Origin of the sequence: Hamadaea sp. NPDC050747, from assembly GCF_040654195.1 — a bacterium.
GTDB lineage: Bacteria > Actinomycetota > Actinomycetes > Mycobacteriales > Micromonosporaceae > Hamadaea.
Map to the genome: position 1 here is coordinate 320,248 of NZ_JBFAHM010000006.1, position 21,688 is coordinate 341,935.

Genomic DNA, 21,688 nt, shown 5'->3' on the forward strand with positions numbered 1-21,688 from the left:
TCGGGTACGGAGGCCCACCCGAAAGTACGATGTCGCACCGCCTCTGTCGTGACGGACGGTGGCTACTCGATCGCGTGGCGGATGCGGACGTCGGCCCGATGGACCGGACGCACCCACCACGCCGCCGGGAGGAGCCAACGATGGCGGAGGAGCGTAAGGAGTCTTGGGCCGGCGTCGGGCCGGTCATCATCACCCAAGCCCCGGAGGCACCGGGGCGCAGCAGCACCGACACGATCATGCGGATCGCCTACGGAATGGTCTCGGCCCTGGTCGTCAGCCTGGTCTGGATCATCGGCAGCGCAGTCGATCCCGTGGTCAAGGCATGGTCGGTGATCATCGGGCTATCCGTGACCGCGGCTCTGCTGGCCGGGCACGCCTTGATGGAAGTGGGCCGCGTCCGCCGGGAGATCGTGGTGGCCGAGGCCAGAATGCAGTCGGCGGTGGCCGCGGTGGCCCAGACCGTCTCGGTCCAGGCCAACCTCGTCGCGCCGCAGCAGCAGCGACAGCGGCCGAATCGCCCCCGGCGCCGGCGCCGGCCGACTCAGCGACGGCCGAACGCCGACAACCCGGGGCAGATCCTCTCCGACGAGTTTCAGATGTACTTGCAGGGACGTGAGTCCCGCTTCAACGAGCCCTGAACCGGGCGCCGAGCCGAGCCCGGAACCAGGCGGTCACGCTGATCCGGTCGACAGACTCTCCTGACCCTGCTCGGTTCCCAGTTGCCGCCGGGACCTCCGCCCCGGACCGACGTCGATCCGGCCCCGGCCGAACGCGTCGATCTGCCCCCAGCGGCCGGGAATGTCGAGCAACGCCAGATGGCCCATGCCGGCCGGCAGGGCCGGGTCGACCACCAGATGCTCGCCCAGTGGCTCGAGCCCGAGCATGGTACGCAGGAACAGCAGCGGTGCCCCGGTGGACCAGGCCTGCGGGCTGCACGCCGTCGGATATTGCACGGGATAGCGGGTCAGGTCGCGTTCGTATCCGCCGAACGCCTCCGGTAGGCGGCCCTCGAAGTACGTCGCGGCGTCCAGGATGCCCGCCGCGATCCGGGCCGCCTCCCGCTTGAACCCGTACCGGCGCAGACCCCAGGCGATGAACGAGTTGTCGAACGGCCACACCGTGCCGGTGTGGTAGCCGATCGGATTGAACCGCTGCGCGTCCGTGGCCAGCGTGCGTACGCCCCAACCGGAGAACAGCTGCGGGCTCATCAGGTGCCCGGCGATGGCCTTGGCCTTGCCGTTGTCGACGATGCCGCTCCACAGCAGATGCCCGATGTTGGACGACAACGCGTCCACCTGGCTGCCGTCCGACTCGACGGCGATGGCGAAGTACCGGCCCTCGGCCACCCAGAAGTCGCGGTTGAACCGCTTCTTCAGGTCGGCCGCCGACTTCTCCAGCCGATCCGCCAGCGCCGGATCGTTCCACACGGTCCGGGCCAGCCGGGCGCCCCGCACCTTCGCGTCGTACGCGTACCCCTGCAGTTCGCAGGTGGCTCGCGGAAAGCCCGGCAGCCGGCCGTCGTGGTACGAGATGGAGTCCCAGGAGTCCTTCCAGCACTGGTTCTCCAGGCCGGTCTCCTCGTTGCGCCGCTGGTACGAGATGTACCCGTTGCCCATGAGGTCGGCGTACTGGTCGATCCAGTCGAGCGCCGCCCGCGCCTGGAACTCCAGCGCCTTCACGAGTTTCGTGTCGCCGGTCCACCGCTCGTACTCGTCGAGGAGCACGACGAACAGCGGGGTGGCGTCGGCGTTGCCGAAGTACGGGCTGTGCGGCTGCTCCTCGAAGGCGGCCGACTCGCCGTACCGCATCTCGTGCAGGATGCGCCCGGGATCCTCGTCCCGGAAGTCGTCGATCCGGGTGCCCTGCCGCGCGCCGAGTTCCTTCAGCGTGGTCGCGGCCAGTTCCGGTTCGAACGGCAGCGCCTGGAGGCTCGTGAAGATGCTGTCGCGGCCGAACATCGTCATGAACCACGGCAGCCCGGCGGCGGGCAGGCTCCGCCCGCCCGAGGTGAGCGGCGAGAATCGCAGCGCGGCCAGGTCGGTCAGGCTGCGTTGATAGATGTCGGCCAGCGGCCGCCAGTCGCACTCGGTCCGCGGCGCCTGCCGGATCCAGTGCTCCAGGTCGTGCTCGAGGTCGGGCTTGGTCCGGTCCTTGGCCAGCGTCGCCGGATGGCCGCCGGGGCCGACGATGGCCGCCGCCAGGTGCAGGTCGGTGGTCCACTGCTCGTGCGGCGCGATGTGCAGGAAGAACGACATCCCGTGGTCGTCCATGACAGCCGGGACGGTGCTGGAGATGATCGTCTCGCGGTGGTACGTCTCGCGTTCGTAGCCGCACACCAGCCGGTCGCCGTCGAGGCGGGTGTAGAGCTTGCCCTTCTTCTCCTGCGCGTTCTTGACGTCGAACAGGTCGGCGAAGTCGCACGCCACGTCCAGCCGCACCGCGAGCTCGACCGCCTCGTCCGCGTGGTTGAGCAAAGTCAGCTGCTCGTCGAAGCCGCTGGGCGTGACGGTACGCCGCCGGATGACCGACAGTTTCGCGTCGACGTACACCGTGCCGGTCTCCGGAACCAGGAAGAACCGGGTCTCGAAGTACTGCATGTCGTCGGTGGACAGGGCCTGCAGCCGTTGTCCGTCGACGGTCAGCACCCAGCGGGACAGGAATCGGGTGTCCCAGGCGAACAGCCCGTCCGGTTCGGTCGGGCTCGCCTCGATGTCCCCGCGGTCGTCGCTGACCACGAAGGTGTTCCCGTGCAGGATGCTCACGCTCATGACGCACTCCCGCTCGCCTCGAGCGCGGAGACCCGGGAGGCCGGCGGCCCCGGGAAGATCCGCTGCAGTTGAATGGGCAGCTCGATGTCGCCTTGGATCGACATCGCGCCGCGCAGCACCGAGGCCATCCCGTTGGCCTCGCCGGTCACGAGGCGGTCGAGCAGATCGTCGGTGATCTGCACGACGCAGTCCGCGGGCGCCTTGCCCCGGGCCACCGCCACCTCGCCGTCGCCGAATGTGATCAGCCAGTGCCCGGACGGTTTCCCGGCCAGGTCACCATCGGTGTGGACGTCGATCCGCAGGGCGCCTGACGCGCCGGCCAGTCGCGGGTCCTGCCCGCGATCGGCCAGCTCCGTGAAGAACGCTTCGGTCGGGTTGCTCATCCGGTCATCGTCCGGGGCCCCCGCCGCCCGGGTCTTCGCCCGCCATGGGTGAGACACGTCCACATCGTCGCAGGAAGAGGGCCTCGACCAGGGCCATATCGGCGATCTCGGCCGGATCCACGCTCTCGTCCGGCTCGTGCCGCCGGGTCAGCGGCTCCTCCACTCCGATCAGCAGGATCTCAGCCTCCGGGAAGGCCTCGGCCAGCCCCACGCAGAGCGGATTGGTGCCGCCCCGGCCGAGTTGGGCGGGCTCCTCGCCGTACACCTCACGCATCGCCTCGGCCAGGGCGGCGTACGCCGGACCGCCCGCACGGGCCAGGAACGGCGGGACGGCCGACTCCCGCTCGACGCGTACGTGGGCGCCCCAGGGCACGATCGTGTGCAGATGGCCGACGAGCGCCTGGGCCGCCTTGACCTCGTCGACGTGCGGCGGTACGCGTAGATCCAGCCGAGCCCGTGCCCACGGCTGGATCATGGCGTGCTCCCCGCGGACGGGGAAGTCGATGTCGAGCACGGTGATCGCCGGGCGCGCCCAGAGGCTGTCGGCGACCGCGCCATGCCCTAGCAACGCGACGCCGTCCAGCACGGCGGCGTCCTCCCGGAACCGTGCCGGGGCATAGATCGCGCCCGCCCAGGCACTCATGTTGTCCAGCCCCATGACGTTCGTGTTGCCCGCCGGGTCGCGGAAGCTCGCGAGCATGTGCAGCAACGCCGCAAGCGCGTCCGGCGCCGGTCCGGCGTACGGGCCGGCCTCGCGTGGCGCGCTGAGCGTCTGCACCGTCACCGACAACGCCACCTGACCACGCAGGCTCACCGTGATCGCCGGTACGCCCACCGCCAGGTTCCCCGCGTCGCCGATGACGAACACGTCGGCCGCCAGCAGGTCGGCGTACTCCCCCAGCGAGTGGGCGAGGCTGCCCGAACCGCGTTCGGCCGAGCCCTCGACGATCACTTTGAGGTTCACCGGCAGCCGCTCGCCCAGCGCGCGTACGGCCGTCAGGTGCATGAGCAGGTTGCCCTTGCCGTCGGCGGCGCCGCGTCCGTACCAACGGCCGTCCATCTCGGTCAGCTCGAACGGCGGAGTCTTCCAGACTTCCTCGTCCAGCGCCGGATGAACGTCGTAGTGGGCGTACAACAGGACGGTCGGCGCGGACGGCCCGGCATCGGCGCGTTCGGCGTACACCGCCGGAGCGGCGTCCGGAACCGGCACGAGCCGGACATGCGGGAATCCCGCCCCCCGCAAGGTTTCCGCCACCCACTCGGCGGCTCGTTCGCACTCGGCGGCAGTGTGGTCCCCGGACCCGGCGACCGACCGGATGGCGATCAGTTTGGCCAGATCATCATGGGCGGACGACATCAGATCGTCCACCCGGGCGCGTAACTCGACGGCGTTCACCTGCCCACCTTCGCCGCCCGAACGAGTGCCGACGTCACCCTCGTCAGGTGAAAACGGTTGCGTAGCAACCAAGTTGAGCAAGGCGATAAGTAGGTCCGCCGCGTGAGCGGGGATGCCAAAACGCATGACCGGAGTCGCCCACGAACGCCACCATATTGGGCTTATGCTACGAAAGCGCCCAGGCTTGGAGCCCGTCGGACTCCCCCAGCCGGGGCGGTTTCGCTCCCGCGGGGGGTCGGGGACACCATGACTCACGTCATCGACAACGTGGCGATAGCCACTGTGGACAGTTGGGTGCCGCCGGTCGCCGGCGGTCTGCTCCGGCGGCGGCTGCACGAGGCCTTCGATCGCGCCGACGCCGGAGATCTGCTGGTCGTCGCCGGTCCGGCCGGATCCGGGAAGACCACCGCGCTAGCCATGTGGGCCGCGGAGGCAGCCGTAGCCGCGCAGGTCGCCTGGGTCGGTCTGAGCCCCCTGGACGGCGACCCAGCGGTCTTCTGGGGCACGCTGACGACCGCCCTCGACCGGGCCACCGGCGTCACCGGGCAGCCGGAGACGGTCGGCGCATTGGCACGCTCCTTGGCTCAGGTGGAGCAGCCGCTGGTCATCGTCCTGGACAACGGCGAGTATCTGCGCCGGTCCGCCGGAACCGTCTCGGCACTGCTCAGTCACGACCTGCCCCAGGTGCGGGTCGTCTTCGCCACGCGCGAGGCGCCGGCCGCGCACCTGAGCCGGCTGCGGCTCATCGGCCGGCTCACCGAGGTGGGCCCGGACGACCTCGCGTTCAGCCCGCGCGAAGCGGCCCAGTACTGGTCGATGCGACAGCGCGTGCTCACCCCGGCGGAGGCCACCGCGCTGGTCGAACGCACCGGCGGGCTCGCCGCCGGAGTGTGCGCGCCCGACGTCCACACCGCCGGGTTCACCGACGTCCTCGCCGACTTCCTGCGCGCCGAGCTGCTCGGCCGCCTTCCGGCCGAGCAGCAGGACTTCGTCCTGCGCTGCAGTCTGCTCGACGACCTCGACGCCCGGTCCGCGGAGGCGATCACCGGCCGCCGCGACGCCGCGCGCCTGCTGGATCACCTGCGCCGCGAACATCATCTCCTGGTACGCCCAGCGGAGGACCCGGAGCGGCTACAGCTTCGGCGGCCCTACGCCGCCTTCCTTCGCGACGAGGCCGGGCTGCTGATCGCCGAACACGTCACGGACGTGCACGCCCGAGCCGCCCAGCATTACGCCGAACACGACCGGCCGGAAGCGGCACTGCGGCACGCCGCCGCGTCCCGCCAAGCCGACCTGGCCGCCGAGGTGGGCGTACGCGTCGCCGCTCCGCTCGTGCTGGGCGCCGCTCGGGACGTCTTCCTGGACCTGCCCACCTGGATTCCAGCCCGGGACGCGGTACGCCATCCGGAGACGGCGACCGTGCTGGCGCTGGCCGCGGCGGCTCGCGACGACGCGCACACCGCCGGGGCGTACGCACGACTGGCCCGCGATCGGTTCGCCGAGGTCACCACGGAACGACGGCTGCCCATGCAGGCGGCTTTGTGCCTGGGTGATCTGCTACTCGCCCGGCAACGGGAGGACGTCGAGGCGATCGGCCTCACCATGACGGCTCTGCTCGAGCTGCTCGACGCGACCGTGCCGGGCCTGGTGCCGGCCGCCGACGGAATGCGGGCGATCGCCGCCGAATGTCTCGGCCACGCCGCGCTGTGGACCGGCGATCTGACACTGGCCCGGTCCAGCCTGGAGGCCGCGGCCGTCCACAGTGGCCGCCACGAGCTCACCCTGTCCTCCGGAGCGGCGCTGGGCGGGCTCGCCCTGGTACACGCCCTCCGCGGGGATGTGGGACAGGCCGCCCAACTCGCGTACGCGCGGGATCCGGCGGCCTCGGACGTGCCGGCGGCGTATCGGCGACCCGCGCGCCTCGCCCGAGGCCTGGTGCTCTGGCTCCGGGGAGCGGCCGCCGACGCGCTGACCGTGGTGGGCACCGAATCCGGCGACGCCGACGACCAGCCCAGCGCGTACGCGACCGGGCTGGTCCGCGCACGCATCCTGTTGACCCTCGGCAACGTGCCGGCGGCCCGGGACGCGCTGGCCGTGGCGGGACCGGCGACGGGACCGTCCCTTCTCGACGATTGGCGTGCGGTCACCACCGCGGAGTTGCATCTGGCGGAGGGACGCCCGGCGAAGGCCGTGACCGCGGCACGGTACGCCATGCGCGACGGGCGTACGCCGCTCGACAGTCACGCGTGCATCGTGGCCGCCCGAGCGCATCTGGCGGGCGGAGAGCTGAACGCGGCGTCCCGGATCCTCGAAGCGGTGCACCGGACGAGTGCGACCGCCGGACCGTGGGCGCAGGTGAACGCGTGGCTGGCGGAGAGTCTGATCGCCGACCGGCTGGGCCACGAAGGCGCCGTACGCATCGCGATCGGCACCGCCCTGGTCATCGCCGACGTCGACGGACTGGTCGCCCCGTTCGGTGAGGTGGGCGGCGAAGCGCGCGCCCTCCTCGATCGCAATCGGGACCTCGTGGCCGACTATCCATTGTTGAGCGTCCGCCTCGACGCGGTACGCCCGGCCGTCACGGCGAGCGGGGGCGACCGGTTGCTGGAAGACCTGACGGATCGGGAGCTGGCGGTGCTGCGCTATCTACCGAGCCTGCTCACCGTTCGCGATGTGGCGGCCGAGCTGTCGGTCTCGCAGAACACCGTGAAGACCCACGTACGCAGCATCTACCGCAAGCTGTCGGTCGGCACCCGGCGGGACGCCGTCGGGCGGGCGCGTCGCCTCGGGCTGCTCTGAGCACCGAGGCGACGCGCCCGCCCGATCGGATTCAGGGCCAGATCATCCCCATCCCGTCGGCTTCGGCCAGCGCCTCGATCTCCGAGCGGAGGTACCGCCGTTGACCGCCCAAAGTCCGGCCGCACTGGAACTTTCCCTTCTGCGCCCAGCGGATCACCGTCGACGGGTCGACCCGGAACAGCCGGGCGACCTCGCCGGTACGCATGAGCGGATGCGCGTGGTGCGGCGTCTGCTCGACCGTTTCTAGCTCCATCTTTCCTCCTCTCCCGCCGGGTTCGGCGGGCCGTCTTTCGGGGCGGTGTCATTCGAGGCGCTGTCATTCGCGGTGGGGTCATCTGCGGCGCTGTCGTGCTGAGCCGCCAGGAAGGCCGGGTCCAGGCCGGGCGGCGGTCCCACGGGATCGGCGGCCCCGGCGCGGAACGCGTACGCCGCCAGGTCGGCGGCCGCCACATCGGCCGCGGCGACCAGCGACCGCAGTGGGCTCAGCTCGGGGCAGATGCTGGTCTCCCGGACCGTCTGCATGTACACCGGCACGGACGTGTCGAAGATCGCGACCGCGGCGCGGCCGTTGCCGATCGACTCCGCACGTCCGGGCTGACGCCGGTCCTCCAGGTGCGGTTCACGGGGCGGCGGGATCTTCGGCTTCCCCCGGGAAGCCGCCGCCGGCGATCCCGCCGCGCTCTTTCCCGTGCGTTTCACGGGAGTCTTTCCCGTGCGTTTCACGGGAGTCTTGCGTTTCCGGCTCTCCGTCGGAGGTGCGGCCGCAGTGTCGGGAGCACTCGACCGCACCTCCAACTTGCGTACCGCGGCGGGGAGAGCCTTGCGGCGGGCCAGATGGGTCCGCTTGGCCGCGCGCGCCGCGCCGCCGGACCGTCGCGCCCGGCTCATCGCAGCGCCGCCCGATGCCGTGCGGCCGCCCTCGGGTCACTGACCCGGCGGCGATCCGGCCCGTGCGGTACGCCGTCCATGAAGTTGCTGCCGGCGAGGTCGTCGTCGACGCCCGCCCACCGGTTGACGTACGTGTACAGCTCCTGGATCTCCCGGCCCCGCACATGGGCCAGGAGCGCGGTGGCGGTCGCCACGATGACGACGATCGCGATGAGCGCCAGGCAGAGCTGGCCGACGGTCAGCGAGGTCAGCGTGTTCACAGCGCACCGCCGGTGAGCATCGCGGCCAGCTTCACCCGGCCGCGCTTGGTGAGCGCCTGGACCATCGCCGGCGTACGCCCCATGACGGCCGCCGCGTCGACGTCGTCGAGCCCGCAGAAGAACGTCAGCGCGATCGCCTCCTGCTGGGGCGGGGACAACCGGCGTACCGCCGCCAGCAGTTCGCGTCCGTCGTCCTCCGGTCCCCGCAGCTCCCCCAGCTCCACCAGGCCGAGCCGATAGCGGCGGGAGTGGAAGTGGCGTACCGCCCGATCCCGGGCCAGTCCCAGCAGCCAGCTCAAGGGAGAGTCGGCGGTCGCTCGCAGCCCGCCGATGAGCCGCAGCGCCCGGTCCCAGACCTCCCGCACCAGCTCCTGGGCGAGCTTCTCCTCACCACACCAGAGCCAGACGTACTTGTAGACCTCCGTGTTGAAGCGGTCGTAGAACTCGCCGACCGCCTCGACGTCGCCCCGCTGAATGCGTTCCACGAGGTGCCAGGCCTCGGTCCGGCCCGCCGCCGGCGCGGCCCGGCCCCGACCCGCGCCGGCGACCACGGGCCGGGGCCGCGGGCCGCCGTTCGGCCTGCGGTGCCGGGAGTCTCCGCCGATCAGGCGGTAGGACCCCGTGGTGCACCTGACCCAATCGCTCACGTTGATTGCCTCTCCTTCGAAGTCTCGGCGGCGTCGCCGTCGGTGAACGCGCGCATCGCCTCACCTCCCGCGCCCAGCGCGATCGCCATTCCGCTGAAGATCAGTGCGGCGGCCCACGGGTCGAGCAGTGTCGTCACGACCGCGACCGCGAAGATCGGCACCATCAGCAGCAGGGCGAGGAGGTGACGGCGCAGCGCGCGCCTCACCTGGGCCGGCCCACCGCAACCGTGAAAAGCCGGTCGAACCGGGTGTGCTCGGCCGGCAGGCCGCCGAGCCGGGGTTCGGACTTCATCGCGTACAGCGCGCTCGCGACGAACTGCCCGCCTGGGATGGAGACGCCGCGCCGGATCCGGTTGAAGCTGCTCTCCGCGATGCCCAGGAATCTGGCCTTCTCGGCGTCGGTACGGAGACCCAGCAGCTCGAAGATCTCGTCGAATGCTTTTCCGTTGTACGCCAGGCGTGGAAGCTTGCTAAATTCGTGCACGCATGCACTATAGAGCCATGCATGCACGACGCCTAGTCGCCCGGATGGGTGACAGCCTGCGGGCCGTTTGGAGGAGTCCCTCTTTCACGGACGCACGAAAGCGGCGACCCGCGCTCTCTCGTCGCCCCTTACCGGTCGGTACCATCGGACTGGTGAGCCGCCGCCGGAGAGACCCGCAGAGTCCCTTCGGGTGGTATCTCCGCCGACTCATGGATAAGCATGGATTCTTGTCGGACGGCGACCTGGAGGCGGCCTCGGGCGTGTCGGCGTCGCTGATCTCGCGGTATCAAGCCGGCGAGATCACCCCGACCCCGGAGAACCTGCGCAAGCTCGCTCCCGTGCTCGGCGTACGCCTCGGCGAGCTGATGGTCGAATCCGGACTGGCCACTCGGGAGGAACTCGGCATGGTCGCGCCGCCGTCGCCGAAGCCCCGCGTCGACCCCGTGCTCCTCGACGCCCAGCGGCACCTGGCCGATCCGCACCTGCCGGGAGACGTCAAGGACTACCTGCGCGCGACGGTGAAAGGCGCGATAGCGTACTGGCGGCAGCAACTGGATCTGAACAACGTTCCGGCCGGGCCACCGGCGCCGGAACCGGAGCGGATCCCCGACCCCGTCCGACCGAAGCCTTCCGGGGTCGGCCGAAGGTAGCCTCGTCCACGACCTTCGCCGCCAGGCCGTGCGCCCGGCGGCTGGTTGTGATACCCCAGTCACGTTGACCGATGAGTCAGTACGGGAGGCCGGCCATGGCGGAGACCGATTCCGAACAGGTGCCTGCCGTCCTCGTACCGCCGCGGACGCCGACCGGACGCGGCGGCGAACTCCTCATCCGCCTGGCGATCTGCGCCGCCTCCGGGCTGGTGGTGAGCCTCGGATGGATCCTCGCCGGGCTCGGCGACGTACGCCTCAAGACGGTCAGCCTCGTGATCGGACTGTCGGCCGCGGCCGTCTTGGCGCTGGTGGTCGGATATACGCGAGTGGAGGTGGCCCGAGTCCGGCGCGAGCTCGCCGCCACCGAGGCGCGACTGATCGCCACAGTGGAGACCGCGTGCGCCGAGTTGCAGACCCAGATCAGTACGCTGCAGGCGCCCCCAGCGTCCCGCAACGGGAAGCGGTCGCAGCCGGTCCGCCGGGGCCTGCGCAAGCGCGACTCCGTCGACGGCTCCACGATCTCCAACGATCTGCGCATCTTCCTCCAGGGCCGGGAATCGGCGTACGAAGAGGACGACGGCGTCTGAGCGACCCCCAAAGTATCGCGAAAGTTCGATAAGGTGCCCGTCATGGGTGAGGACGGCGACGTCGCGACACTGCTGGGCATGGCGCTCTGCGCGCTGGCCGCGTTCGTCTTCGGGTGGGTGCTGTTGGGCGGCGTCCGGATCGTCAATCAGGTCGAACGGGGCATCGTCTTCCGTTTCGGCCGGGCCCGCACCCGCGTACGCCCGCCGGGGCTGGCGGTGGTCCTCCCGTTGGTGGACCGCCTTCGCAAGGTGAACGTGCAGATCGTGACCCTGCCGGTGCCCTCGCAGGAGGGCATCACCCGGGACAACGTCTCGGTCAAGGTCGACGCCGTGGTCTACTTCCGCGTCTCCGATCCTTACCGGGCCGTGATCGAGGTGCAGGACTACATGGTCGCCGTGGAGCTGCTGGCGCAGACGTCCCTGCGGTCCGTCATCGGCAAGAGCGAGCTGGACGACCTGCTGTCCAACCGGGACGAGCTGCATCGCGAACTGCGGCTCCTGCTGGAGGCCCCGACCCAGGCCTGGGGCGTGCACGTCGACCGCGTCGAGATCAAGGACGTCCAGCTGCCGGAGCAGATGAAGCGCGCGATGTCGAAGCAGGCCGAGGCCGAGCGCGAGCGGCGGGCCCGGGTCATCACCGCCGACGGCGAGTTCCGCGCCGCGCAGAGCCTGGCCGACGCCTCCACGATCATGGCCGAGACGCCCGGCGCGATGCAGCTGCGGCTGTTGCAGACCGTCGTCGAGGTGGCGGCGGAGAAGAACTCGACCCTGGTCATGCCCGTCCCGGTCGAGCTGCTGCGGTTCTTCGACCGGCTGGCCCAGCCGGAGACCGACGCCGGACAGGTCGGCCGGGAGCCGCCCATTCCGCCGGAGATCCCCCATTCCCGTCCCGCCAGCGACTGATTCGGCGCGAATTCGGCGATCTCCCGGGAACCAGACCGGACCCTTCGGCGACCTGGATGGCGCACCCGAACCGGTCCCGGTTCGGGACAGGTCACCTGGGATGAGGTCCGATGAGAAGTCTCTTCAAGCGCGCGCTCGTGACACTGGCTGTCGCCACCGCCGCGGTCGCGGTGTCGGCGAGCGCCGCGTCCGCGCACGTCACGGTGAACCCGAGCCAGGCGGCGCAGGGCGGCTACGCCAAGCTGATCTTCCGGGTGCCGAACGAGAAGGACTCGGCCTCGACGACGAAGGTGGAGGTCGTCCTCCCCGTCGAGCAGCCCATCGGGCACATCTCGGTCAGGCCCGTGCCGGGCTGGACCGTGGCCACCGAGAAGACCAAGCTCCCGGCCTCCGTGCAGGCCGGGGAGAGCACGATCACCGCGGCGGTCACGAAGATCACGTGGACCGCCGGCGCCGAGGCCGCGATCAAGCCTGGCCAGTTTCAGGAGTTCGACGTGTCGGCCGGACCGCTTCCGCAGGCCGACCAGATCGTGTTCAAGGCGCTCCAGACCTACTCCGACGGCGACGTCGTGCGCTGGATCGAGGTGCCGGCCGACGGCCAGGCCGAGCCCGACCACCCGGCCCCGGTGCTCAAGCTGACCGGCAAGACCGCCGCCTCGCCGTCGGCCGGCGCGGTCACCGTGGCGTCGGCCGACTCGTCCGGCTCGTCCGGCGCCGCCACCGGACTGGCCGTCGCGGCCCTGGTCGTGGCCGCCCTGGCCGCGGTCTTCGCCGGGCTCGCCTGGCGCCGCCGGCCCTCGGGGAACTGACGAAGATCGCTACGGTACGCCTAGCTGACTCAGGCCGAGGCCGACGCCGTCCTGAAGGCGGCCAAGCTCGGCCTGCTCGGCGGCGGTCCCGGCCGGCACGGCACCCCGCCGTCCGGCCCCGGTCCACCCCCGCCGAGTAGGCCCCGCCCCGTTGGTCCGCCGTGATCACCGGGGCGGGGTGCCGGTGGGGTCGAGGTAGACGTGGCGGATCACCGGGTACTTCTCGCGCAACCGGGTCGCCGCCGCGTCGGCGGATGCCTCGATCTGCGCGCCCGTCGCGGTGTCCGACACGTCGACCTCGGCCGCCACCAGCACGCTGTCCGGACCGAGGAACATGGCGTTGAGGGTCAGCACCCGCTCGATCACCGGATCCGCTTCCAGCTCTCGGCGTATCGCATGTTGCCAGCGCCGCGAAGGCGCCTGACCCACGAGCAGCGACACGTTGGCCCGCGCGAGCGTGAGCGCGACGACGGCCAGGAGCAACCCGATGGCGACCGAGGCCGCGCCGTCGTAGAACGTGTCGCCGGTCAGCTCGGTCAGCACCAGGCCGAGGCCCGCGAGGCCGAGGCCGATCAGCGCGGCGGTGTCCTCCGCCACCACGGCCTTGACCGAGGTGTCCGGCGTGAGCCGCAGGTACGCCAACGACCGCAGCCGCAGGCGCTGGGCCGAACCGCGCACTTGGCGCACCGCCCGCCGGAGCGAGATTCCCTCCAGGACGAAAGACACCGCGAGGACGATGTAGGAGACGGTGAAATCGCCCATCTCCTCGCCGTTGCGGATCGTGTGATACCCGTGCGTGACGGCGAATCCGGCCCCCGCCACCAGCGTCGCCATCGATGCGAGGAACGCCCAGAAGAACGCCGACTTGCCGTAGCCGAACGGGTGCTCGTCGTCGGCGGGCCGGTCGCCCCGGACGAGCGCGGTCAGCAACAGCAGCTCGGTGACGGTGTCGGCGACGGAGTGCGCGGCCTCCGAGAGCATGCCCGCCGAGCCCGAGATGAGCCCGGCGGTCGCCTTGGCCACGGCGATGGCCAGATTGGCCAGGCCCGCCACGATGACGGTGCCGATGCTCTCCCGCTCCGCCGGAGCCTCGGTTGACGCGGACTCCGTCATGCCACCGGGTACGCCGGCGGCACCCGCCGCCCGGCACTGGCCGCGGCGGTGGTGGACAGCATCACTCCGATGGTGATCCCGACGATCAGGTTGACCGCCGCGGTGGCGAGCTGGACTTCGAGCGGCGCGCTCTTGGTGAACGGCACGATCACCCCGATGGCGGTGATGACGCCGATGATCCAGCCCAGGAAGAAGCGCGGGCGCGGCGTGGTGAGCAGCAGCAGATGCGCCAGGCCCGTCAGCAGCAGGGTGGCCACCGCCGCGCCGAAGGCGTACCCGAGCATCGACGGCAGGAAGATGCCGCCGGACAGGTCGACACCCAGGACGGGGATGTCCAGGATGCCGCGCACGATCAGGAAGCAGACCACCACCACGCCGGCGACGACGATCGCGGCGACGACGCCACCGGTCCACAGTCGGCGCGGATCAACCAGCGGCCGTGCGTGATACACGGACATAGGCCCACGATAGCCGTCACCACGGTTCGATGCGGCCGAACAGGGCGTTACCCGGCGCGGTGGGATTCTCGCTGGTGAAGAAGTCCACGTACGCATCGGCGAACTGCGCCACCGACACCATCCCGTCGTGATCGGTGTCGAGCCGGGCGAACGCCGCAGCACCCTGATCCGGGTGGGCGCCCGAGAGCGCCTGGAGGCGTACGAACGCGGGCTCGTAGAAGTCGCCTTCGGCGCCCGCCACCGCCGCGACGGCCTCGGCGCAAGTACGCACGAGATCCGCGAGAAGCCCGGGTTGCTCGGCCTCCCGCAGCCAGGCGTCGACGTACTGCCCCCGGCTGATGAGACCATCGCCGTCGGCGTCGAGCTGCGACAGTTCGCTCCAGATGCGGGCGTACGCCTGACGCAGCGCCACCGCGGTCGGCGCGTCCAGCGGCACGTCGAAGCCCGCCGCGATGCCCATCGCGAGATCGTCCAGTTCCCGCGCGCCCAGGTGGCCGTCGCCGTCCACATCGAGCAGGTCGAACCGGCGGTCCAGTTTGGCGGTCAGCAGCCGCCGGCCCTCGGTCGTGAGCATCGCGCCCTCCCGGCGGCGAAACAGTCGTCGGATACGACGCTAACCCGCCGGGACGGCCGAACCGCCTTAAACCTGGAGATTCTCCTCGATCGTCTTCCGCTTGTGGCGGCCAGCGCGAGGCCTGCACGAGTACGGACCGGCATCCTATCCGTCATCGCGTCACGCCATTGACCAAGTCCATAGTCTCGGGTCTATAAAACCCTCTCCGTTCGACCGACCGCCCACCCCCGCACGCGCGTTCTAACGTTTTGGCGCGACAGGGTTGTCCGTCCGCTGTCCCACCGATGCATCGACATAGAGCACATCGACGCGGCCGACTATAGCCGCGATCCTTGTATCGAGTCATCAGTTCGGTAGGGGTTTTTGATGTTGGAGATTTCTCTGCTCGGGCCGACCGAGGTCCGGGTATCGGGAGTCAGCGTGTCGCTGTCGCCGCTCGAGCGGAACCTGCTCGCGGCGCTGGCCTTGGTCAAGGGAACGGTCGTCTCCACGGAGAGGATCATCGACTGCCTGTGGGACGACCGGCCGCCGGCCTCACCCCGCTCGCGCGTACAGGGACTGGTGTCCTCGTTACGCCGCAAGGTCGGTGAGGCGTTGGAGACCCGGCATCCCGGTTACCTGCTCGCGCTCGGGGAGGTGCGGGTCGACCTCGACGAGTGCGAGGACCTGGCGCGCCGGGCCCGGCAGGCCGCTACGCCCGACGCCCGGGCCGGCTGCCTGAGACAGGCGCTCGACCTGTGGCGCGGCGCCCCGCTGGACGGAGTGACCGCGCCGGGCATCGAGTTCGACCGGGTACGCCTGACCGAGCTGCGTCTCGGCTTGCTGGAGGAACGCTTCGACGCCGATCTGGAGCTGGGCCGGCACGGCGAGGTCGTCGCCGAGCTGACCGCTACCGTCTCCGCCCACCCGCTGCGGGAACGGCTGGCCGGGCAGCTCATGCTCGCCCTCTATCGGAGCAACCGGCAGGCGGACGCGCTCAAGGCGTACCACTGTCTGCGGGAGCGGCTGGCCGACGAACTCGGCAGCGACCCGTGCGCGGACCTGCGCAACCTGCACGCGACGATCCTGCGCGGCGAGCCCGGCCGGACCACCGAACCGGTGCTGGAGGCGAGCGAGCCGGGCATGCGGTATCCCGCGCAGCTGCCGGCGAGCGTCGGGCACTTCACCGGGCGCGACAGCGAGCTGGCCGCGTTGACCCGCGCGATCAGCCGGCCGGCGGACGAGCCGCGGGTGCTGATGGTCTCCGGAGCCGGCGGCATCGGCAAGACCGCCCTGGTCGTACGCTGGGCGCACACCGTCGCCGACCGATACCCCGACGGGCAGATCTTCGTGGACTTACACGGCGAGAAGGTCACGACACGCGACGCGCTGGGCTCCGCGCTGGGCGGGCTCGGCGTCGCCCAGGCCGAACTCCCCTCTACCGTGGACGAGCGGGCCTCGCTCTACCGGACGCTCCTCAGCGGACGCCGGGTGCTAGTGGTGCTCGACGATGCCGGATCGCTCGACCAGCTGCTGGCGTTCGTCCCGCCGACCACGCTCAGCCAGCTCGTGGCCACCAGCCGGCGCCGGTTCCTCGCGCTCGCCGCGCACCACGCGGTCCACGCGCTCCGGATCGAGCCGATGACACCGCAGGCGACCACCGATCTCCTGACCCGGATCGTCGGCGCCGACCGCATGCGCGACCCGGGAGCCGGCCGCGTCGTGCAGTGGTGCGGCGGCTGGCCGCTCGCCACGCGGCTCGCCGGGACCAAGCTCGCCGCCCGCCCATGGCAGTCGGTCGCGTCGTTCGCCGACGAACTCGACGAGCAGGGCGACCGGCTGCTCGACGACGACCCGCGCAGCGTACGCGCGGCGCTGGTGAGCGCGCACGAGACACTCAGCCCGGCGGCGGCGTACTTGTTCGGACGGCTCGGCCTGAACCCTTCGCCGTCGCTGAGCCTCGACGACGCGGGCGGACCGGGCACCTCCCTCCGGCGGGTGCGGCGCCTGCTCGACGAGCTGATCTCGGCCCACCTCGTCGTGGAGGCGGGCCCCGACCGCTTCCGCCTCGACGACGTCGTCCGCCGCTTCGCCCGGCAATGCGGAGCGGACTTGCTGCTCACCGACTCCGACGTGGACCGCGTGGCGGATTCGCACCGGATCTGAAGTGAGTTCGCAGTGATCACTGTGAGACTCCACTCCCACCAACGGCAGCGGTTTGAGGGTGGGATGTGGACACAGACGATCTCGGGGCGGCGTTCCGCCGGGCGGCCGCCGCGTACGGCGACCGGCCCGCGGTGGTGGCCGGGCCCCGCACACTGACATACGCCGAGCTGGAGGCGCTGGCGCGGGAGACCGCCCAGCGCCTCGGGCGGTCACCGGGAGCGGTCGGCGTCCTGGCCCGGCACGATCCCGAGACCGTCGTCGCGATGCTCGGCGTGTGGCTGGCCGGCGGAACCTACTGCCCCATCGATCCGGCCTTCCCGCCCGAACGGCGCTCCGCCCTGCTCGCTCACTGCCGGCGCCTGCTGGACCCGGATACCGGGCAGATCACGGACCTCGGTCGAATCATGGCGCAAGATTCGACCGGGATCCCTGATCCAGCGGGGCTGGACGCTGAACCGGCGGGGCTGGACGCTGATCCGGCGGGGCCGGAGGCTGATCCGGCGGGGCCGGAGGCGACGGCGTACGTGCTGTTCACGTCGGGATCGACCGGAATGCCCAAGGGAGTGCTGACCCCGCATCGGGCGATCACCACGGCGACCCGATCGTTGGCCGAGCTGTTCGAGCTCACCCCGGACGACCGGGTCCTGCAGTTCGCGTCGCTCAATTGGGACACCTGTTTCGAGGAGATCCTGACCGCCCTCACCACCGGCGCGGCCCTCGTCTTCCACCCCGACGCGCACTCCGGCTCGTTCCGTCGGTTCCTGCGGATGCTGGAGAGCGAGCGGATCAGCGTCATCGACCTGCCGACGGCGTACTGGCACGAGCTGGTCAACCATCTGACCGAGGACGACGCCGCCTTGCCGGAGTGCGTACGCCTGGTGGTCATCGGCGGCGAGGCGGCCAACCCCGCCCGGGTCGCCGACTGGTGCGGCCCGAAGAACAAGCACGCCCGTCTCCTGAACACCTACGGGTGCACCGAGACCACGCTCGTGACGCACGCCGTCGACCTCGACGGAGCCGACGGCGCCGTACCCATCGGGCGCGCCCTCCCCCACGTCGTCGAGCGGATCACCGAGGACGGCGAACTCGTCATCGGCGGTCCGTCCGTGGCCCTCGGCTATCTCGGTGTGCAGTCTGAACGGTTCCGCGACGGCTACTTCCACACCGCCGATCGGGTCAGCCGCCGCGCCGACGGCGTACTCGTCCACGAAGGACGGATCGACGACGAGATCAAGATCCGGGGCGTACGCGTGCATCCGGCCGAGGTCGAGGCGTACGTCGCCGCCCATCCCGCCGTCGCCGCCGCGGCCGTGTCGGGCGTACGCGTCGCCGATCACGCCGCACTGGTGGCGTACGTGGTTCCCCGTCCGGGCGTCGCCACCGCGACGCTCGCCGCCGACGTCCTCGCCGACCTGCGAGGCAGTGTTCCCACTCATCTCATCCCCAGCCGCGTCCAGGTCGTCCCCTCGCTCGCCTACACGGCCAGCGGAAAGGTCGACCGGCGGCGAACCAAGGAGGCCGCAACCATGCCCGTCGACGGAGTGTCCCAGATCTTCGGCCGTGTTCTGGAGCGGCCCGAGGTCGCCGCCGACGCCGACTTCTTCGCCCTCGGCGGCGACTCGCTGCTCGCCACCCGGGTGCTCAGCGCGGTCGCCCGGGAGTACGGCGTGGAACTGACCTTCGAGGAGTTCCTGCTGGCGCCCTCGCCGGTCGCGCTCGCCGGCCGGATCGCGGGCGTGGCCCGATGACCGCCGCCCGGGTGCTCGTCGTCGGAGCCGGGCTCGCCGGGCTGACCGCCGCCGACACCCTGCACCGACAGGGCGTGGCGGTCACCGTCCTGGAGGCGCGCGACCGCGTCGGCGGGCGTACGCACGGAGTCGAGGTCGCACCGGGCAGCTTCGCCGACGCCGGGGCGGCGTACCTGGGCGACCGGCACACCAGTCTGCATCACCTGCTCGACCGGCTGGGGCTGAAGACGACGCCGACGACGACGGAGGGCGCGAGCCGGTTCGCCTTCCCGGACCTCACCGAACAGTCCGGCCGCTTCCCGCCCCTGAACGCGGTCGCGCTGGGCGACCTGTTCGACCGCCTCGACGACCTGACCCGCCGCGTACGCCCGGAGCAGCCGTGGGCGAGCGCGGAAGCGGAAGCGCTCGACGCGGAGACCGCCGCGGACTGGGCAGAGCGTAACCTGCGGCATCCGGACGCGCGCCGATTCTTCCCGCTGTTCCTGGGCGAGATGATGGCGGCCGACCCGGCCGCCGTCTCCGTCCTGCACATGGCCTTCTACCTGCGTTCCGGGGGCGGGCTGAACTACCTCAACGCGTTCGAGGGCGGCGCACAGGCCGACCGCGTGGACGGCGGCGCGCATCAGATCTGCGCGCATCTCGCGGCCGGGCTGGACGTCCGGCTGGGCTATCAGGTCGAGGCGATCCACGCCGACGGCGACCGGGTGGTCGTCAACGGCGAGGAGCGCGCCGACGCCGTGATCGTGGCGATCCCGCCGCTGCTCGCGGACGCGATCGACTGGCGTCCGGGCTTGCCCGAGCGCCGGTCCGGTACGCGTACCGCGCCGGGCTCCGCGGTCAAGGTGCACCTGGTCTATCCCGCGCCGCTGTGGCGGGCGCACGGACTGTCCGGCTGGTCGGTGAGCGAGCGCGGGCCGCTCCTGTCGACTGTGGATGATTCGCCTGCCGACGGATCGGTCGGGGTGCTCACCGGATTCGTCACCGGAGCCGAAGCCCACCGGTACGCCGCCCTTCCCCTCGCGACCCAGCGGGCGGAGGCGACTCAACAGGCTGCCGCGTTCTTCCCCCAGCTGCCGCCGCCGATCGCCGTCCACGTCACCGACTGGGTCACCGACCCCTACAGCCGGGGCTGCTACGCCGCCCTGTTCGGGCCGGGCGACTGGCTCCGTGGCGGGCCGCACCTGACCCGTCCGCACGGCCGCGTGCACTGGGCCGGCACCGAGACGAGCACCGAGTTCTTCGGGCTCATGGAGGGCGCGATCCGCTCGGGCCACCGGGCGGCCGCCGAAGTCCTGACCGATCTCACCCCTATCGAACCCACCCCTATCGATCGCTTGGAGGGTCGCGATGAGCGACAGTCCGATCGCGCCGCTTGAGGTGCGCCAGCAGTTCATGACCGAGCCCGGCCTCGGCGCCGGAAACTTCCTCGAGTACGCCGTCCGGCACAACCCGAACCGGGCGGTGCCGATGGTGTACAGCCACACCACGGATCACCGCGGGAACGTCGTCCTCCGGGGACACAGCCTCCAGGACCTCGCCGCCCTGCGCGACCGGTACGCGAAGTGGTACCACGCCAACGGCGTACGCGCCGGCGAGCCGGTCGGCATCGTGGTCGCCGAAGGACTGGAACCGTTGCTGCACTACCTGGCGTTGACCGCGCTCGGTGCCATTCCCGCCGCGATCAACGACGCGATGCGGCCGGACGTCATGATCCGGTATCTGAACCACGTCGGGGTGGTCGGCATCGTCGCCGACGACACCACCCGGCTCGCCTCGGCGTACCGGGCCGATCCGCAGCGGCGGCCGCGCTTCCTGGCGCTCGCCGCCGAGGTCGCCGCGTTCGACGCGGACTCCGTCGCGCTGCCGGAGGCGTACCCCTATCAGCACCGGCCCGACGACATCTGCGCGCTGATCCACTCCTCCGGCACCACCGGCACGCCCAAGTCCACAACGTTGAGCCACCGCAGTTTCTGGGACGGCAAGCAGGACCGGATGATCCGGTTCCCGGCCGAGCCCTACGACCGGCTCATGTCGCTGATGCCGCACACGCACGCGGGCGGCCTGAGCTACTTCCTCACCGCCGTGCTGATCGGGCTGCCGACCGTGGTCATGGGCGACTGGCGGCGCGCCACGGTCGAGCCGGTGATGGAGGCGTTCCAGCCGACGATGCTGGCCTCGTTCCCGCGTACCTTCGTCGAACTGGCCACCGGCGAGCTGCCGGTCAAGGGCGCGGCGAAGGTCCACTCGTGGTTCAACACCGGCGACTCGGCCCACTATGGACACATCCGCCGGTTGGTGACCCTCGGCGAACGGCCGGCCGGGCTGATCAAGCCGTGGCTGCTGCCCAAGGAGGCGGCCGAGGAGGCGGCGCTGCCCGGCTCCCAGTTCGTCGACGGGCTCGGCTCCTCGGAGATGGGGATGGCGCTGTTCGGCGGGCTGTGGACGCCGGAGACGCCCCGCAACGACCGCTGCGTCGGCAAACCTCAACCCGCCGTACGCCACGCGACCGTCCTCGACGACGACGGCGCGGAACTGCCGGTCGGCACGGTCGGACTGCTGGCCGTCCAGGCGCCCTCGATCACCCCCGGCTACTGGAAGAACGACCGGCTCACCGACAGCTTCCGGCTCAACGGTTACTGGCTGACCGGCGACGTGGCCCGGATGGACGCCGAGGGCAACTTCTACCACCTCGACCGCACGGTCGATGTCATCGACACCCTCGCCGGCCCGGTCTACAGCCTCGGTCTCGAGGAGGTGCTGCTGGCCGACTGCGCCGACGCGGTCCTCGACTGCTCGGTCGTCGGCGTGCCCGCCCCCGAGGGCGGTCAGCGTCCGATCGCCGTGGTCCAGCTTCAGCCGGACGCGGACTGGACAGCCGAGGCCGTGCTGGAGAAGGCGAACAAGGAACTGGCCTCGGCCGGGCTTCCACCGCTGGCGGCGGTGCTCATCGCGGACGCGACGGCCGGCTTCCCTCTCGGGCCGACCGGCAAGGTGCTCAAGCGCGAGCTGCGCACACGGCACGCAACGCTCCTCACGGCCTGAACTTCCCCTTTCCCCACCCCGACTGGTCAAGGAG

At 71.1% G+C, this 21,688-nt stretch carries 22 protein-coding genes; 10 read left to right on the forward strand and 12 right to left on the reverse strand.

The annotated features are described in order from the left end of the window. The first annotated feature begins 140 nt into the window (after positions 1-140). A complete protein-coding gene (locus tag AB0H43_RS16450; RefSeq protein WP_360000178.1) occupies positions 141-638 on the forward strand; it encodes a hypothetical protein in 498 nt (165 codons plus the stop codon). Positions 639-671: 33 nt separating this feature from the next. On the opposite strand, the gene AB0H43_RS16455 is transcribed toward AB0H43_RS16450, so the two are convergent. From AB0H43_RS16455 to AB0H43_RS16465, 3 genes are read right to left on the reverse strand one after another with little or no spacing between them, the layout of a single operon-like run. Then, positions 672-2,768 carry a glycogen debranching N-terminal domain-containing protein gene (locus AB0H43_RS16455; RefSeq protein WP_360000179.1) on the reverse strand — a complete coding sequence of 699 codons (2,097 nt, stop codon included), beginning with the start codon at positions 2,766-2,768 and terminating at the stop codon, positions 672-674. Beyond that, entirely contained in the window at positions 2,765-3,151 is a 387-nt protein-coding gene (locus AB0H43_RS16460) for an SCP2 sterol-binding domain-containing protein (protein WP_360000180.1), read from the reverse strand. Before AB0H43_RS16460 ends, AB0H43_RS16455 begins: the two co-directional genes overlap by 4 nt. A 4-nt stretch (positions 3,152-3,155) precedes the next feature. Then, a complete protein-coding gene (locus AB0H43_RS16465) occupies positions 3,156-4,547 on the reverse strand; it encodes a M20/M25/M40 family metallo-hydrolase (RefSeq protein WP_360000181.1) in 1,392 nt (463 codons plus the stop codon). 246 nt (positions 4,548-4,793) lie between these two features. Here AB0H43_RS16465 and AB0H43_RS16470 point away from each other — a divergent pair, with 246 nt between their 5' ends. Beyond that, a complete protein-coding gene (locus AB0H43_RS16470; RefSeq protein ID WP_360000182.1) occupies positions 4,794-7,346 on the forward strand; it encodes a LuxR C-terminal-related transcriptional regulator in 2,553 nt (850 codons plus the stop codon). Between the two features lie 31 nt (positions 7,347-7,377). On the opposite strand, the gene AB0H43_RS16475 is transcribed toward AB0H43_RS16470, so the two are convergent. The 6 genes from AB0H43_RS16475 to AB0H43_RS16500 all read right to left on the reverse strand — a co-directional run bounded on the left by AB0H43_RS16475 (position 7,378) and on the right by AB0H43_RS16500 (position 9,625). Next, a complete protein-coding gene (locus AB0H43_RS16475) occupies positions 7,378-7,599 on the reverse strand; it encodes a helix-turn-helix domain-containing protein (protein WP_360000183.1) in 222 nt (73 codons plus the stop codon). Then, a complete protein-coding gene (locus tag AB0H43_RS16480) occupies positions 7,590-8,045 on the reverse strand; it encodes a hypothetical protein (RefSeq protein WP_360000184.1) in 456 nt (151 codons plus the stop codon). Before AB0H43_RS16480 ends, AB0H43_RS16475 begins: the two co-directional genes overlap by 10 nt. 185 nt (positions 8,046-8,230) lie before the next feature. Then, positions 8,231-8,494, reverse strand: a complete 264-nt coding sequence (locus tag AB0H43_RS16485) for a hypothetical protein (RefSeq protein ID WP_360000185.1) — start codon at positions 8,492-8,494, stop codon at positions 8,231-8,233. After that, positions 8,491-9,141: a sigma-70 family RNA polymerase sigma factor gene (locus AB0H43_RS16490; protein ID WP_360000186.1), complete on the reverse strand. Its 651-nt coding sequence runs from the start codon at positions 9,139-9,141 to the stop codon at positions 8,491-8,493. The genes AB0H43_RS16485 and AB0H43_RS16490 overlap by 4 nt, the downstream gene beginning before the upstream one ends. Next, complete coding sequence (locus AB0H43_RS16495; RefSeq protein ID WP_360000187.1) at positions 9,138-9,347, reverse strand: hypothetical protein; 210 nt, start codon at positions 9,345-9,347, stop codon at positions 9,138-9,140. The genes AB0H43_RS16490 and AB0H43_RS16495 overlap by 4 nt, the downstream gene beginning before the upstream one ends. After that, a complete protein-coding gene (locus AB0H43_RS16500; RefSeq protein WP_360000188.1) occupies positions 9,344-9,625 on the reverse strand; it encodes a hypothetical protein in 282 nt (93 codons plus the stop codon). The genes AB0H43_RS16495 and AB0H43_RS16500 overlap by 4 nt, the downstream gene beginning before the upstream one ends. 44 nt (positions 9,626-9,669) lie before the next feature. Between AB0H43_RS16500 and AB0H43_RS16505 the strand changes: the two genes are divergently transcribed. The 4 genes from AB0H43_RS16505 (at position 9,670) to AB0H43_RS16520 (ending at position 12,574) form a co-directional block, all read left to right on the forward strand. Beyond that, positions 9,670-10,275, forward strand: coding sequence for a helix-turn-helix domain-containing protein (locus tag AB0H43_RS16505; protein WP_360000364.1), 606 nt, complete (start codon positions 9,670-9,672; stop codon positions 10,273-10,275). Positions 10,276-10,370: 95 nt separating this feature from the next. Continuing rightward, positions 10,371-10,862 (forward strand): hypothetical protein, encoded by a 492-nt coding sequence (locus tag AB0H43_RS16510; protein WP_360000189.1) that lies wholly within the window; start codon positions 10,371-10,373, stop codon positions 10,860-10,862. 78 nt (positions 10,863-10,940) lie between these two features. Then, positions 10,941-11,765: an SPFH domain-containing protein gene (locus AB0H43_RS16515; RefSeq protein ID WP_360000365.1), complete on the forward strand. Its 825-nt coding sequence runs from the start codon at positions 10,941-10,943 to the stop codon at positions 11,763-11,765. A 110-nt stretch (positions 11,766-11,875) separates the two neighbouring features. Continuing rightward, entirely contained in the window at positions 11,876-12,574 is a 699-nt protein-coding gene (locus AB0H43_RS16520; protein WP_360000190.1) for a YcnI family protein, read from the forward strand. A gap of 165 nt (positions 12,575-12,739) precedes the next feature. Here the strand turns inward: AB0H43_RS16520 and AB0H43_RS16525 are convergent, their stop codons facing one another. From AB0H43_RS16525 to AB0H43_RS16535, 3 genes are read right to left on the reverse strand one after another with little or no spacing between them, the layout of a single operon-like run. Continuing rightward, positions 12,740-13,687 (reverse strand): cation diffusion facilitator family transporter, encoded by a 948-nt coding sequence (locus AB0H43_RS16525; RefSeq protein WP_360000191.1) that lies wholly within the window; start codon positions 13,685-13,687, stop codon positions 12,740-12,742. Further along, positions 13,684-14,145 (reverse strand): DUF6069 family protein, encoded by a 462-nt coding sequence (locus AB0H43_RS16530; RefSeq protein ID WP_360000192.1) that lies wholly within the window; start codon positions 14,143-14,145, stop codon positions 13,684-13,686. Before AB0H43_RS16530 ends, AB0H43_RS16525 begins: the two co-directional genes overlap by 4 nt. Before the next feature lie 16 nt (positions 14,146-14,161). After that, positions 14,162-14,719 carry an EF-hand domain-containing protein gene (locus AB0H43_RS16535; protein ID WP_360000193.1) on the reverse strand — a complete coding sequence of 186 codons (558 nt, stop codon included), beginning with the start codon at positions 14,717-14,719 and terminating at the stop codon, positions 14,162-14,164. Positions 14,720-15,085: 366 nt separating this feature from the next. Between AB0H43_RS16535 and AB0H43_RS16540 the strand changes: the two genes are divergently transcribed. The 4 genes from AB0H43_RS16540 to AB0H43_RS16555 all read left to right on the forward strand — a co-directional run bounded on the left by AB0H43_RS16540 (position 15,086) and on the right by AB0H43_RS16555 (position 21,654). Continuing rightward, a complete protein-coding gene (locus tag AB0H43_RS16540; RefSeq protein ID WP_360000194.1) occupies positions 15,086-16,864 on the forward strand; it encodes a BTAD domain-containing putative transcriptional regulator in 1,779 nt (592 codons plus the stop codon). Between the two features lie 65 nt (positions 16,865-16,929). Next, on the forward strand, positions 16,930-18,612 hold the full coding sequence (locus tag AB0H43_RS16545; RefSeq protein WP_360000195.1) for a non-ribosomal peptide synthetase: 1,683 nt from the start codon (positions 16,930-16,932) through the stop codon (positions 18,610-18,612). Next, positions 18,609-19,988, forward strand: a complete 1,380-nt coding sequence (locus AB0H43_RS16550) for an FAD-dependent oxidoreductase (protein WP_360000196.1) — start codon at positions 18,609-18,611, stop codon at positions 19,986-19,988. Before AB0H43_RS16545 ends, AB0H43_RS16550 begins: the two co-directional genes overlap by 4 nt. Further along, positions 19,960-21,654, forward strand: a complete 1,695-nt coding sequence (locus AB0H43_RS16555) for a class I adenylate-forming enzyme family protein (RefSeq protein ID WP_360000197.1) — start codon at positions 19,960-19,962, stop codon at positions 21,652-21,654. Before AB0H43_RS16550 ends, AB0H43_RS16555 begins: the two co-directional genes overlap by 29 nt. The last annotated feature ends 34 nt before the right edge of the window (positions 21,655-21,688 follow it).